The sequence below is a fragment of the Marivibrio sp. genome (assembly GCF_040218065.1).
Lineage (GTDB): Bacteria > Pseudomonadota > Alphaproteobacteria > UBA8366 > Aestuariispiraceae > Marivibrio.
In genome coordinates, this window is the sequence record NZ_JAVJQE010000005.1 from 1 (window position 1) to 13,301 (window position 13,301).

At 66.3% G+C, this 13,301-nt stretch carries 11 protein-coding genes; 6 read left to right on the top strand and 5 right to left on the bottom strand.

What is annotated here, in order from left to right; translation table 11 throughout:
* Positions 1 to 552 precede the first annotated feature (552 nt).
* Positions 553 to 1,656 carry a GmrSD restriction endonuclease domain-containing protein gene (locus RIB45_RS02315; RefSeq protein ID WP_350048362.1) on the top strand — a complete coding sequence of 368 codons (1,104 nt, stop codon included), beginning with the start codon at positions 553 to 555 and terminating at the stop codon, positions 1,654 to 1,656.
* 4 nt (positions 1,657 to 1,660) lie between these two features.
* Positions 1,661 to 2,317, top strand: coding sequence for an MAE_28990/MAE_18760 family HEPN-like nuclease (locus RIB45_RS02320; protein ID WP_350048364.1), 657 nt, complete (start codon positions 1,661 to 1,663; stop codon positions 2,315 to 2,317).
* 19 nt (positions 2,318 to 2,336) lie between these two features.
* Here RIB45_RS02320 and RIB45_RS02325 read toward each other — a convergent pair whose 3' ends face one another.
* From RIB45_RS02325 to RIB45_RS02335, 3 genes are all read right to left on the bottom strand, one after another.
* Positions 2,337 to 3,125 (bottom strand): vWA domain-containing protein, encoded by a 789-nt coding sequence (locus RIB45_RS02325; RefSeq protein ID WP_350048366.1) that lies wholly within the window; start codon positions 3,123 to 3,125, stop codon positions 2,337 to 2,339.
* Positions 3,112 to 4,908, bottom strand: a complete 1,797-nt coding sequence (locus RIB45_RS02330) for an acyl-CoA dehydrogenase (protein WP_350048368.1) — start codon at positions 4,906 to 4,908, stop codon at positions 3,112 to 3,114. Before RIB45_RS02330 ends, RIB45_RS02325 begins: the two co-directional genes overlap by 14 nt.
* A 94-nt stretch (positions 4,909 to 5,002) precedes the next feature.
* Complete coding sequence (locus RIB45_RS02335; protein WP_350048370.1) at positions 5,003 to 6,469, bottom strand: FAD-binding oxidoreductase; 1,467 nt, start codon at positions 6,467 to 6,469, stop codon at positions 5,003 to 5,005.
* 151 nt (positions 6,470 to 6,620) lie between these two features.
* Here RIB45_RS02335 and RIB45_RS02340 point away from each other — a divergent pair, with 151 nt between their 5' ends.
* Entirely contained in the window at positions 6,621 to 8,084 is a 1,464-nt protein-coding gene (locus RIB45_RS02340; protein ID WP_350048372.1) for a D-alanyl-D-alanine carboxypeptidase, read from the top strand.
* Positions 8,085 to 8,096: 12 nt separating this feature from the next.
* Here RIB45_RS02340 and RIB45_RS02345 read toward each other — a convergent pair whose 3' ends face one another.
* A complete protein-coding gene (locus RIB45_RS02345) occupies positions 8,097 to 9,065 on the bottom strand; it encodes an L-threonylcarbamoyladenylate synthase (RefSeq protein ID WP_350048374.1) in 969 nt (322 codons plus the stop codon).
* 127 nt (positions 9,066 to 9,192) lie between these two features.
* On the opposite strand from RIB45_RS02345, the gene parA reads away from it, so the two are divergent.
* Complete coding sequence (gene parA / locus RIB45_RS02350) at positions 9,193 to 9,828, top strand: ParA family partition ATPase (RefSeq protein WP_350048376.1); 636 nt, start codon at positions 9,193 to 9,195, stop codon at positions 9,826 to 9,828.
* 259 nt (positions 9,829 to 10,087) lie between these two features.
* On the opposite strand, the gene RIB45_RS02355 is transcribed toward parA, so the two are convergent.
* Positions 10,088 to 10,822 carry a Crp/Fnr family transcriptional regulator gene (locus tag RIB45_RS02355; RefSeq protein WP_350048378.1) on the bottom strand — a complete coding sequence of 245 codons (735 nt, stop codon included), beginning with the start codon at positions 10,820 to 10,822 and terminating at the stop codon, positions 10,088 to 10,090.
* 120 nt (positions 10,823 to 10,942) lie between these two features.
* Between RIB45_RS02355 and RIB45_RS02360 the strand changes: the two genes are divergently transcribed.
* Together RIB45_RS02360 and RIB45_RS02365 are read left to right on the top strand one after the other, a co-directional pair.
* On the top strand, positions 10,943 to 11,800 hold the full coding sequence (locus tag RIB45_RS02360) for an EipB family protein (RefSeq protein ID WP_350048380.1): 858 nt from the start codon (positions 10,943 to 10,945) through the stop codon (positions 11,798 to 11,800).
* A 107-nt stretch (positions 11,801 to 11,907) separates the two neighbouring features.
* Complete coding sequence (locus tag RIB45_RS02365; RefSeq protein ID WP_350048382.1) at positions 11,908 to 13,290, top strand: leucyl aminopeptidase family protein; 1,383 nt, start codon at positions 11,908 to 11,910, stop codon at positions 13,288 to 13,290.
* Positions 13,291 to 13,301: the final 11 nt, after the last annotated feature.

Sequence of the window (13,301 nt, forward strand, 5' to 3'; positions counted from 1 at the left end):
CTCCGGCCGGCGGCCTTGCGCGGCCAAGCGCCAGACGCGCCGGCGGCGGTTGTCGAGCGCGGCGTCGGTCGGCCCGCCGGGCCGCGCGAGCCCGTCGACTTTCAGGCCGGCGGCGGCCTGGAAGCGGCGCAGCGCGCGGGCGATCGGTGCGGGGTCGGCGTGGGCGAGCGCGCAGTCGTCGGGCGGGCGATCTCAGACGCCGTCATGTGGGCGAGCCGGATCAGATGGAGGTGGCCGATGAGGAATTTAAGCCTTGGAGGCTTCCTTTGATTGAGCCTACCTTCAAACACACCATGCACCTTACAAGAGGCCAAAAGTGCTAAAGAATCGAATTACATTTTGAAGGACACATACGCGGAGGGACGGCCTTTGAATAGAAGGAATTTGCTTTCATCGTGCAGGATGCGAACCAAGGGGTTCGTTAAGAAGTTGGCGCAGATCTAGCGGTAGACGAATCTCTTGCTATTTGTGATTGGCAGGGGTGTTTGGTGGCGTGAATTGATTTTTTAGCGGATTGCTTGCAGGCTAATCTGAGCTGCAAAGGAGGAAAACGTGACGCTTAAGACCGAACTTGATCAAGCCCGCAATAACATCAAAACAGACAGTTATCCAATCTCGATTCGAGAATTGGTTTTGCTGTACAAAGATGGTGAGCTTGATATTCACCCTGAATTTCAGCGATTCTTACGATGGACAATTAAACAAAAGACCAATTTTATTGAATCAATTCTTCTTGGAATCCCGATACCGTCAATTTTTGTATTTCAACGCGATGATGGTGTATTGGACGTTGTTGATGGCTTGCAAAGAATATCAACAATTTTGCAGTTCATGGGTGAATTAAAGGATGAAGAAGAAAAATTAATGCCTCCGCTGACACTTGAAGCCGCGCAATATTTGCCGTCTTTGAAGGATAAGGTATGGGATTTAGAGAATCCGAATACGGTTGGACCGGAAATTCAGAAGTTTTTTCGACAAGAAAAAATCGATATAAAATTTCTTTTGCGGGACAGCGATTCCCAAGCAAAATATGAGTTATTTCAGAGGGTTAATACAGGAGGAACGCCACTTTCCGATCAGGAGGTCCGAAACTGCATTTTAATTATGATTAACTCAGAAGCATTCAGAGAATTTGAAGAGCTATCAAAAAATGAAGATTTCCAGACTGCGTGTCCGATTCCTGAAAAGGCTCTTATGGAACGTTATGATCTTGAGATTGTTCTACGATTTCTAATTTTAAGATCGATTCCAATAGACGACGTAAAAGAAATCGGCGATCTTGGTCAATTTTTGACAACACAGATGCGATTAGAGTTTGCAAGGGAGGAGTTTTCTTTAGAGAAAGATAGAGACTTGTTTAACAGAACCTTTTGTATTTTGCGTGAAGCGGCTGATGACAGTAGTTTGCGTAGATATGATCCAAATAAGAAAAGATTTGTTGGGCCTTTCCTTATCTCGGCATTTGAGATGGTTGCATTAGGGGTCGCTTACAACATAGATTTGGTAGAGGAATACGGGGCCGAATGGTTGCGCGAGAAAATTTGCGGCGCGTGGAGCGACGAAAGAACTCAGGGAATATATGGCCAAGGGGTATCTACTGCTCGACGCTTACCAAAAACACTTGAGTTTGGAAGAAATTTTTTCTCAGAGGCCTAATAGAATGAACGCCGACGAACGATGCGAGTTGATTTCAGAAGACTGGCTTTGGCGTGAAAAAGAGCTAAGAACAATGGATTATGACGATTTAAGAAAAAAAGATATAGTTGACCTCAAAAAAACTATACTTGTTACATACTCTCATTGGGAGGGTCATTTCAAGTACTGCGCAGAGTTATTGCTGAATTATATCGCCTTTTGTGTAAAAAGAAAAATAGTAAAGTGGACTGATGTCAAAGAGGAGTTAAGGCTTAGGATAATATTTTGCTGTTACAGGAAATCAAGCTTAGGAAATCAAAATTATGATACATTTATTAAGTATTTAAATGCGGTCGGAGAACAAAGATTTTCAGATATATCTGATGCGCAAGATGCAATTATAATGACTGATGATAATCTCAATACTTCTCGGGCCGAATCAATTTGTAAAAATTTGGGAGTGCCATCATTCTGGTTTTCTACAAAAAAGGTTATAATTGATGAGCGTATACTAACCCACCGAAACGCTTTTGCCCATGGCTCGCGAACTTTAAGGGAGGGCGCGGAGATTAGCTGGGATGATCCAGATCTGTGGAGATCTGCAAGCGAGTTGCGTTCGCTAATTAGACAAACGAAAGATCAATTTCAGAACGCTATCCAAACAAAATCATTCGTCGAATAAACGAATGCCCAGTGAGGTGCTACGACACCGTCTTCGCGCCGCAAGCGGCGATGATCTCCGCGACGGCCTCCGCCGCGCCCTGGCCGGAGCGTTCGATCTGGAGGAAGAGCCCGCCGGTCAAGAGCGCGTAGCTGCGCAGGATCTCCGCCTTCAGGGGATCGGGCGTCGGGCGGTCGCCGGTGGTGGGGATGTAGATCGCGGAGATGCGGATCCCGCGGGCGAGCGCGCGCGAGGCGACCGCGCGGGCGTTCGCGTCGTCCTCCCCCGCCCGGAAGGCGTCGTCGAAGCCGCCGGGCAGATGGTCGGTGATCAGCACCAGGATGCGCGAGCGCGCCCGCCAGTCGCCGGAGAAGTCGCCCTGCTGCGGGCGGTCGCCGCCGGCGGCTATCCCGTCGACGGCGGTCGCCAGCGCCTCGTCCGAGGCCTCCGGCCCGCCCTTGCCGCCCTCCGCGCGGATGGCGAAGAGCGCGCGGCGGAAGGCGGTCGCCGCGGCGTCGCCCTCGCCCGGCGGGGTGAGGTCGAGATCGACGTCGATATAGTCGCGGAAGCTGACGAGGCCGAGGCGGAAATCGCCGTCGGAAACCTTTTCCACAAGATCGAGCAGCCGGCGCGCCTCCGCCTTCGCCTCGCCGATGGCGCGGCCGATGGAGTAGGTCTTGTCGATTGCGAAGACGAGATCGACCGAGCCGCAGCGCCCGGCCTCGACCGCCGTCCGATCGCTCGACCCCTGCGCGAGCGCAGGGCGCCCGGACGCCGCCGCGAGCGTCAGGGCGAGGGCGAGCAAGAGCGCGGCGCTAGAGCGCCTCATCCGGGATGGCGCGCAATGTCGCGCCGCCCTGCATGATCGGGACCGAGAGACCCGCCGCCTGCGGCAGCACGTTCTCGGCGTAGAAGCGCGCGGTCGCGAGCTTGGCGGCGTAGAAATCCCGGTCGATGCCGGTTTCGCCGTCGTCGGCGCGCAGCACCTTGTCCTCGGCCGCGATCGCGGCGCGCACCATCATGCCCCCGCCGGCGACGATGCCGAACAGCCGCAGATAATAGGCGGCGGCGCCGTGCGCCTTGTCCGGATCGTCGGCCGCGTGGTCGAGGATGTAGCCGGTCGCGTTGTCGAGCGCGTCGACCGCGTTGGCGAACTGCCGACGGATCACGGCCATGTCGTCGCCGCCGCGCTCGTTCAGCTGGTTGATCAGCGCGTGCAGCTCGTCGACATATTCGCTGACGCCCTCGCCGCCGTCGCGAATCAGCTTGCGGCCGACCAGGTCGTTCGCCTGGATGCCGTTGGTGCCCTCGTAGATCGGCAGGATGCGGCTGTCGCGATAATGCTGGGCGGCGCCGGTCTCCTCGATGAAGCCCATACCGCCGTGCACCTGCAGGCCGATCGAGCTGAGCTCGACGCCCATGTCGGTGCACCAGCCCTTGACGACCGGGGTCAGCAGATCGACCCGGCGCTTGGCGAAGGCGCGGTAGCCCTCCTCCGGATGGCGATGGGCGACATCCAGCATCACCATGGCGTCGAGCACCAGGGCGCGCATCGCCTCCACCGTGCTGCGCATGGTCATCAGCATCCGCCGGACGTCGGCGTGGCTCACGATCGGCGCGTTGGGCGTCCCGTCGGGCCCGCGGCCCTGGCGGCGGTCGAGGGCGTAGGAGCGCGCCTGCTGATAGGCGCGTTCCGAGATCGCGAGGCCTTGCAGTCCGACGTTGAGGCGCGCGTTGTTCATCATGGTGAACATATATTCCAGGCCGCGGTTCTCCTCGCCGACCAGATAGCCGATCGCGCCCTCGTCGTCGCCGTAGGCCATGACGCAGGTCGGGCTGCCGTTGATGCCGAGCTTGTGCTCCAGCGAGACGCAGCGCAGATCGTTGCGCGCGCCCGGCGCGCCGGTCTCGTCGGGGAGGAACTTCGGCACGATGAAGAGCGAGATGCCCTTCACGCCGGCCGGCGCGTCCTCGCAGCGGGCGAGGACCAGATGGACGATGTTCTCGGCCATGTCGTGCTCGCCGTAGGTGATGTAGATCTTCTGGCCGCGGATGCGGTAATGATCGCCCTCGCGCGCGGCCCGGGTCTTCACCTGGGACAGGTCGGAGCCCGCCTGCGGCTCGGTCAGGTTCATCGTGCCCGACCACTCGCCGGAAATCATCTTGGGCAGGTAGACCGACTGCTGCTCCGGGCTGCCGTGGGCCTGCAGGGCTTCGACCGCGCCCTGGTTCAACAGCGGGCACAAGGCCCAGGCCATGTTGGCCGACTGCCACATCTCCTGCACCGCAGAGGCCACCGTCCAGGGCAGCCCCTGGCCGCCGTGTTCGGGCTGGAACGGAACGGCGTTCCAGCCGCCCTCGACATAGGCCTTATAGGCGTCGCGGAAGCCCTTGGGCGTGCGCACCACGCCGTTCTCGAGCTTGGCGCCCTCGCGGTCGCCGTCCCAGTTAGTCGGCGCCAGCACGTCGCGGGCGAGCTTGCCGGCCTCCTCCAGCACGGCGTCGACCAGGTCGCTCGAGGCGTCCTCGCCCCCCGGCAGCGCCTGGACTTGACCCAGCATCCCCAGATCGTTCAGCACGAAGCGCATATCGGCGATCGGTGCGGTGTACATCGGCGTTCCAACCCCTCATGTCCTGCGCGCCGGGGAGCGACGTCCCGCGGCGGGCCGAGTCCGGTCTCACGGTCTGGAACCGGTTCTCGGCGTCTTATCGGTCGACATCCGGCAGCAGCGCGCCGGGATTCATAAGACCCTTCGGGTCCAGAGAGCGTTTCAACCCTCGCATGATATCCAGTTCGATCGGGTCCTTGTAGCGCGCCAACTCGCCGCGCTTAACCCGGCCGACGCCGTGTTCGGCGCTGATCGAGCCGTCGAGGCGCGCGACCACGTCGTGGACGGCGCGGTGCAGCGCCGGCGCTTTGGCGCGGAACGCGTCCGCGTCCATATCCTTCGGCTGGCTCAGATTATAGTGGATGTTGCCGTCGCCGACATGGCCGAAAGGATAGGGGCGCGTCCCGGGCAGCGCGGCCTCGACCGCGTCGGCCGCCTCGCGGATGAAGCGCGGCACCGCGCTGACCGGCACGGAGACGTCGTGCTTGATCTGCGCGCCCTCACGGTTCTGCGCGTCGACGATCGCCTCGCGCAGGAACCAGAGCTGGCCGCGCTGATCCTCCGATTGGGCGATCACGGCGTCGATCACTTGTTCCGCCTCGAAGGCGCCTTCCAGCAAATTCTGCATCGCGTCCTCGACCGCTGCCTCGCCGGCGAACTCCAGCAGCACAGTCCAGTCGTAGGTCTCCTCGAAGGGCCGGCGCGCGCCGTCGACCAGCCGCTCCGCCCAGTCCAACGCGAAGCCGGGCATCAGCTCGAAGCTGGTCAGCGCCCCGGCGCCCGCCGCCTTGGCGTCGGCCAGCAGGGTGAGGGCGGCGTCCAGATCGCTGAGGGCGACCAACGCGGTCGCGCGCGTCTTCGGCTTCGGGAAGAGCTTGAGCACGGCGGCCGTGATGATTCCGAGCGTACCCTCCGAGCCCATGAAGAGATGCTTCAGATCGTAACCGGTGTTGTTCTTGCGCAACGCCGTCATGCCGTTCCAGACGCGCCCGTCCGGCAGCACCACTTCGAGGCCGAGCACCAGATCCCGGGCGTTGCCGTAGCGCAGTACGTTGATGCCGCCGGCGTTGGAGGAGAGGTTGCCGCCGATCTGGCAGGTGCCCTCCGCGCCGAGGCTGAGCGGGAACAGGCGATCCTCCTTGTCGGCGGTCTCCTGCAGCGTCTTCAGGATGCAGCCGGCCTCGACCGTCATGGTGTCGTTGGCGGGATCGATCGAACGGACCTTGTTCATCCGCGCCAAGTTGATCAGCAGCATCCGGCCCGACCCGTCCGGCGTCGCGCCCGCGACGCGGCCGGTGTTGCCGCCCTGAGGAACGATCGGCACGCCGCCGGCGTAGGCGGCCTGCATGACGGCGGCGACCTCCTCGGTCGACTTCGGGCGCGCCATGCCCAGGCACTTCCCGTGATAGAGTCCGCGGCTGTCGACCAGCCAGGGCTCAAGCTCCTTGGGATCGTCGACCCAGCCGCGCTCGTCCAGGCTCTCGCGGATGCGCGCGAGAGCCGCGTCAACCGCCTCGGGCGGCGCGGCGGGCGTTTCGGCGGGCGTCAAAGTCTCGGACGGCATCGGCGCGACGCTCCTTTCCAACAGCTTGCGAAAGCGCTCGGTCGCACGCGATTAGGTAGACCGACACACCGCGCATCGCAAGCGTCCGCGCCGGGCGCGAGGGCCGGGATGCGGCTTTTCGCCGCCCGGCCGTACGGCTAGGCTCGCCGTCATGAGAGCAGACCGCCGCGTTCGCCCGCTCGCCGCCTGTGCGCTCGCCGCCTTGCTGGTCGGGTGCAGCCTTGAGCCGCCCCGCCCGGGCGACGGCGCGGCGGAGGGCGGCGTCGCCCTGGGAAGCGCCGAGCCGCAGATCGCCGCCGATGCGCCGGCCCTGTTCATGGTGCGGCTGTCGGACGGCGTCGCGACGGCCGCCCGCCGCCCGGACGCGCCCAGCATTCCGGCCTCTACGATCAAGCTGGCGACGGCGATCGTCGCGCGCGACGCGCTGGCGCCCGGTCATCGCTTTGTCACCCGTCTGTGCGCGCTCTCCCCGCCGGACGAGGCGGGCGTGGTCGCGGGCGGCCTCGCGTTAGTCGGCGGCGGCGACCCGACGGCGGATCTGGACGACTGGCTCACGCTCGCCGCTCGGGCGCGCGCCGCCGGCTTGCGCGCCGTCGACGGTCCGTATCTCGCCGATCCAGGCGTCGTTCCGAACCTGCCCGCCATCGCGCCGGCGCAACCGGCGGACGCCGCCTACAATCCGCCGATCAGCGGCCTGATGGCGGCTGAGGGCGCGCATCGCCTGGAGTGGCGCGCGGACGGGCGCAGCTGGTTCGTCCCGGACCTCGGCGGGACCCGATCGGGCGATCGTCGCGCCGCCGCCGCCGCCGCGAAAGACCGTCGCCAAGCGGAGGGCGAGGTCTGGCTGCCGGTGGCGGACCCGGCCCTGTCCGCCGCCCGGCTGTTCCGGATGATGGCGGCGCCGTTGGGCGCGGCGCTGCCGGCGCCGCGGCGGGGCGGGTTGGCCGCCGCCGGCGGCGCGGCCTGTCCGGTGGAGCTGGCCCGGGTCGAAAGCGCCCGGCGCGACGCCGTCGTGCAGAGCGTGTTGGAGAGCAGCAGCAACCCGGCCGCCGAACTTCTCGGCCTCGCCGCGGCCAGGGCGCGCGGTGAAAGCCCGACCTCGCTGCGGGCCGCGGCGGCGGGAACGGCGCAGCATCTGCGCGCGCGTCTGCCGCATGTCGACTGGTCGGGATTTCTGTTGCCGAACCACTCCGGCCTCAGCGCCGAAGCGCGGATCACGCCGCGCCAGATGGTCGCGCTTCTGGCGTACGCGTACGCGCGGCCGCTCGGACCCGATCCGGCGGAGCGGCCGTTGCCGGCGTTGCTGACCCCGGGCGGTTGGGCAGGCGCGCTCGCCGAGCGATATGACCATCCGGAAACGGCCGTACGTCTCTGGGCGAAAACCGGAACGATGCACTACGGCGTCGGCCTGGCGGGTTATGTTCTGGGGCGGGACGAGGAAATGTACGCGTTCGCCGCGTACGTCTCGGATTTCAAGGCGCGCGCAGCCTATGATCGCCTCGCCGCCGATCCGCCCGACGCGGCCGAAGCCGCCGCCCGCGCTTGGCACCGCGCCGCACGCGCGGCGCTCGACGCGCGCCTCGTCGAGGCCGTGCGGCGGCTCGCCGGTTCATGAGCCGGCGCCGCCTTAGCCCCGCGGCGCGGCGGCGCGGCGCAGGCGGTCGTTGATCGCGCGGCCCAGGCCGACCTCCGGGATCTGGGCCGCCGCGATCCCCGCATAGCGCGTCGGATCGTCCAGCTCGTGCAGCAAGGCGAACAGGGTCGCCGCCGCTTCGCGCAGGTCGCCGGTGGGGCTGAGGTTCGCCGCCGCCGCAGCCGGCGCGTCGGCCCCGAACGCCAGGAACGCTTCGCCGGGCCGCGGCGCGCGCGCGTCGAGCCGAATCGGCAGGCCGGGCGCGTAATGGCTCGCCAACATGCCCGGCGCCTTCGGCGAGCCGGCGTCTGCGCCGCTTTCGTCGGCTCGGAGAAGGGGGCGTCCCAAGGCCGCCTCGATCTCCTCCGCCGCGACGCCGCCGGGGCGGAGCAGCGCCGGACGCGCGCCGCTTGCATCGACAATGGCGCTCTCCAACCCGACCGCGCACGGCCCGCCGTCCAGGATCAGATCCACCCGATCGCGGAGCGAGGCCGCCACATGCGCCGCGGTGGACGGGCTCAGCCGTCCCGAGGCGTTGGCGCTGGGCGCGGCGACCGGCGCGTCCACGGCCTCCAGCAAGGCGCGCGCGCCCTCGTGCGCGGGAACCCGCACGGCGATCGTCGGCAGCCCGGCGCTGGCGAGCAGCGACAGGTCGGCCCCCGCCTTTCGCGGCAGCACCAGGGTGAGCGGTCCGGGCCAGAAGGCGTCGGCGAGACGCGCCGCGTCCGGCGTTATCTCGGCGATCTCGTCGACGCGCGCGCGCTCCGGGAGGTGCACGATCAATGGATTGAAGCGCGGGCGCCCCTTCGCCTCGAAGATGCCGGCGACCGCCGTCTCGTCGGTCGCGATCGCCCCCAGGCCGTACACGGTTTCGGTCGGAAAGGCGACCAGGCCGCCGGCGCGCAGCAGGCGCGCGGCCTCCGAAATCGCGCCGGGGTCGGCGAGGGGGAGCGTGCGGGTCATGACGGCTTCGGGTTATGCCGAGCCCGACGCGCGCGCGCAAGCGCCGCCGCGCCCATCTCGCAGTTGCGAAAAACCCGAACCCCTGCGAGAGTATCGCCCGTCGGACAAAGGCGGGAGCGCAGACGCGATGGCGGCGAAGATCTTCACCGTGGCGCAGCAAAAGGGGGGCGCGGGCAAATCGACGCTTGCGGCCCACCTGGCGGTCGCCTGGCTGCGCAAGAAGAAGCGAACGGCGCTGGTCGACATCGACCCGCAGTCGAGTCTCGCGGCCTGGTTCGAAATGCGCCGGGAGACGCTGGGCGACGCGGCCGGCGGCCTCGCTTTTGAGAACGTCACCGGCTGGCGGGCGGCGAAGACGATCGAGGCGCTCGCCCGCGAGTACGACGTCGTCGTCGTCGACAGCCCGCCGCACGCCGAGACGGACGCGCGCGTGGCCGTGCGCGCGGCCGATCTGGTGGTGATTCCGACGCAGCCCAGTCCGCTCGATGTGTGGGCCACGCGGCCGACGCTTGAGATGGCGGCGAAGGAAAAGCGCGCTGCGATCCTGGCGCTCAATCGGGTGCCGCCCCGGGCGCTGCTCACCGATCGGATGATGGAAAAGCTCGCCGACTACGAGGTGGCGCTCGCCAAAGCGACGCTGGGCGCGCGCGTGGCCTTCGCGGAGGCGATGGAGCGCGGCCTGAGCGCCGAGGAGCATAAATCCTCGAGCCAGGCCGCCAAGGAGATCCGCGCGCTCGCCGCGGAGCTTTGGAAGAAGGTCTGAGCGCGCTCGGGCGCCCCCGAATCGGCGGCTTGGGGCGCTGGAAACGATCGCGGCTCCCCGCGCCGGTCGTCCTGTGAAACCGACAGACCCGCCTTTTGCAACAGCGGAGCCCCCGCCTGAGGCGGTGAGGCTTGCGCGCCCGCGGGTCGCGTGACACCGGGTCTCCGACGTCGGTCCCCGCGCCGCGGCGACGAGGTTTTGCAGGATGGCTTTAAAGGATGGAGAGCGTTTCGCCGTCGCGAGCCGTCGGGTCCCGCGATCAACTCCCCGATATTTCCTTCAGCGTCGCCATGTCGGGAATCGTCAGTCGGCGGTTGGCTTCGATCTCGAGCGCGCCGGACTTGCGCAGCTTGGTCAACTGGCGACTGACCGTCTCGATCGTCAGGCCGAGGAAATCGGCGATGTCGGCGCGGGTCAGCGGCAGATCGAACTGCGCCCGATTGGACTCGGCGACGTCGTTGGAGGGGTCGATATGGCAGGCGATCATGTAGAGGAAGCTCGCCACCTTTTCCTCGGCGGTCTTTCGGCCCAGCGTCAGCATCCATTCCCGCGCTTCGTCCAACTCGTTCAGCGATTGACGAAGCAGGCGGTGCTCCATCCCCGGCTGCTCCTTCAACATCGCGTCGAGCGAGCCCTTGGGAAAAATGCACAACGTCACGTCCGAGGCGGCCTCCGCGCCGACCCGGCTCGCGTCCTGGAAGGGACGGCCGACGAAATCGGGGGCGAACTGCAGCCCGACGATCTGTTGGCGACCGTCCGCCATCATCTTCGTGAGCTTCACGACCCCGCGCAGCACGTTGGCGTAGGTTTCGACCGGCTCCTCTTCCCCGATCAACTGGGCGCCGGCCGGGAAGGTGCGCGTCGTGGTGTGGCGGCTGAGCCTAAGCAGTTCGTCCGGCCGCAGCGCGCCGCAAATGCCGTTGTGACGCGCCTCGCACGCCCGACACAAGGCGGGCGTGTCGGAATTGTGGATGTCCAGCCGCTTTTCCTGCATCTCGGGTCCCACCCCACTGTCCAGCCGATCTCACGCCGACGTCTGTCAATTTGACCAACTTTTGCGCCGATAATCAACGGGCGAAAGGTCGCAACGGACGGGGCCGACAAGCGGCGCGCCATGGGCTATGGTGCCGCCATGATCGACTTGGCCTTTCCCCGCGCCCCGGTCGTCGCCTTTGCGCTCGCCGGCTCGCTCGCGCTCCTGCTCTGCCTCGCCCCGCCGGTCGCCGGCGCCCGGGCGGCGGATCTGACGCCGCATGAGGCGCGCTACGATCTCTCGCTGTTGGAGATCAAAGGCGCCAACACGGGCTCTGCAGGCGGGGTGTTCCTCGTCCGCATCGCGAAGACCTGCGCGGGCTGGCGCCTCGACACCGACCTGCAGGCGGCGATCGAAACCGAGGACCAGGGCGAGATGCGGATCGCCAATCGCAGCCGGTACGACGAGACGATCGCAGACGACGGCGCCGGCGGAACGCTCGCCTTTCGTCAGCGTCAGGAGATCAACGGCCGACTTTTCAGCGAAACCCGCGGCGACGCGCGCCGCAGCGCGACCGGCGGCGTCGTCGAGTTCGAGCGCCCGCGCGGCCTCACCCTCGACCTGCCGGCGGGGGTGCAGTTCCCGGTGAGCGGGGCGCTGGTCTCGATGCGCGGATTGTTCGACGGCGAGAGGCTGGTCTCCCAACGGCTGTTCGACGGCGGCGAGGAAGGGGCGATGCTGGTCGTCGATCTGGCCGCCGGCGCGCCAGAGGCGCCGACGGGGGAGATCGCCGGCGACGCCGAGTTGGCGCAGGGTCGCATGCTGCGCGCCGTCACCTCCTTCTTTCCGCTGGCCGAGCCGGACTCGGCGCCGGTCTACACCTATATCGGCGATCTCTTTGAGAACGGCGTGACCGGACGCATGACGCTCGACCTCGGCCTCGCCGTCATGGAGGCGGAGCTGACCGCGGTGCGTCGGCTGGAGCCGCCGGGCTGCTGAGCTGAACGCGCCCGCGCCTCTCGCGGTCGGTGGACGTGCGGACGCGGACGCGCTAAATCCATCGGCGCGATCCGCGCCCCGCCAACCGTCCCCGGAGCCTTCCTTTCATGGCCGACCTCAGCTGCTTCGCCGCGCGACCGGACAAGTCGACGCTGACCCTCACGCCGGTGACCAAGGACGGGTTGGACGCGGCCGTGAAACTGGGCCCGAAGAGCTTGGCCGGCTGGGTCGCGCGCACCGGCTTCACGGCTTCCCCCGGCGCCGTGTCCGTCTATCCGGATGAAACCGGCGCGCCGGCGGGCGCGCTGGTCGGCGTCAGCGGCCCGGACGACCATTGGTCCTGGGGCGGCGCGGCGACGGCCCTGCCGGCCGGACGCTACGCGCTGGCCGACGGCGCGGAAGCGGCGGACCCCGATCGCGTCGCGCTCGGCTGGGGCCTGGGCGCCTATCGATTCGAGCGGTACAAGAAGCGCGATGAGGGCGCGCGCACGCTGGTCTGGCCGACCGGCGCGGACAAGGCGGCGGCGTCGGCTGCGGTCGAGGCCGTCTATCTGGCCCGCGACCTGATCAACACGCCCGCCGGCGACATGGGGCCGGGCGAGTTGGCGACGGCCGCCCGGGCGCTGGCGCGCAAGTTCAAGGGCCAGTGCAAGACCGTGGTCGGCGACGATCTGCTGCAAGAGAACTTCCCGATGATCCATGCGGTCGGCCGCGCGTCGAGCCGCAAGCCGCGCTTGATCGACCTGACCTGGGGCAAGGCGTCCGACCCGAAGCTGACGATCGTCGGCAAGGGCGTGTGCTTCGACACCGGCGGGCTCGACCTGAAGCCGTCGGGCGCCATGCTGATGATGAAGAAGGACATGGGCGGGGCGGCGCAAGCCCTGGCCGTCGCCCATATGGTTATGGCGGCGAAGCTGAAGGTGCGGTTGCGAGTGCTGATCCCGGCGGTGGAGAATTCGGTCTCCGGCGACGCCTTCCGCCCGCTCGACGTGCTGTCCTCGCGCAAGGGGCTGACGGTGGAGATCGGCAACACCGACGCGGAGGGGCGCCTTGTATTGGCCGACGCGCTGGCGCTCGCCTGCGAGGAGACGCCGGATCTGCTGATGGATTTCGCGACGCTGACCGGCGCGGCGCGCATCGCGTTGGGGACGGAGGTGCCGGCCCTCTTCACCGACGACGACGCGCTCGCCCGGGATCTCGCCGACGCCGGCGAGGCTGTGGCCGATCCGCTCTGGCGGCTGCCGTTGGTCGACGCCTACGACAGCCAGCTCGACAGCAAGGTGGCCGACCTCAACAACGCGCCGCCCGGCGGATACGGCGGCGCGATCACGGCGGGCCTTTTCCTGCGCCGCTTCGTCGAGCCGGGAGTGCCTTGGTTCCACATCGACGTCATGGCCTGGAACGCCAAGACCAAGCCCGGTCGTCCCGAAGGCGGCGAAGCGCAAAGCCCGCGCGCCGTCTTCGAGATGCTGCGGCGTCGCTACGGCTGAGCCGGCCGGCG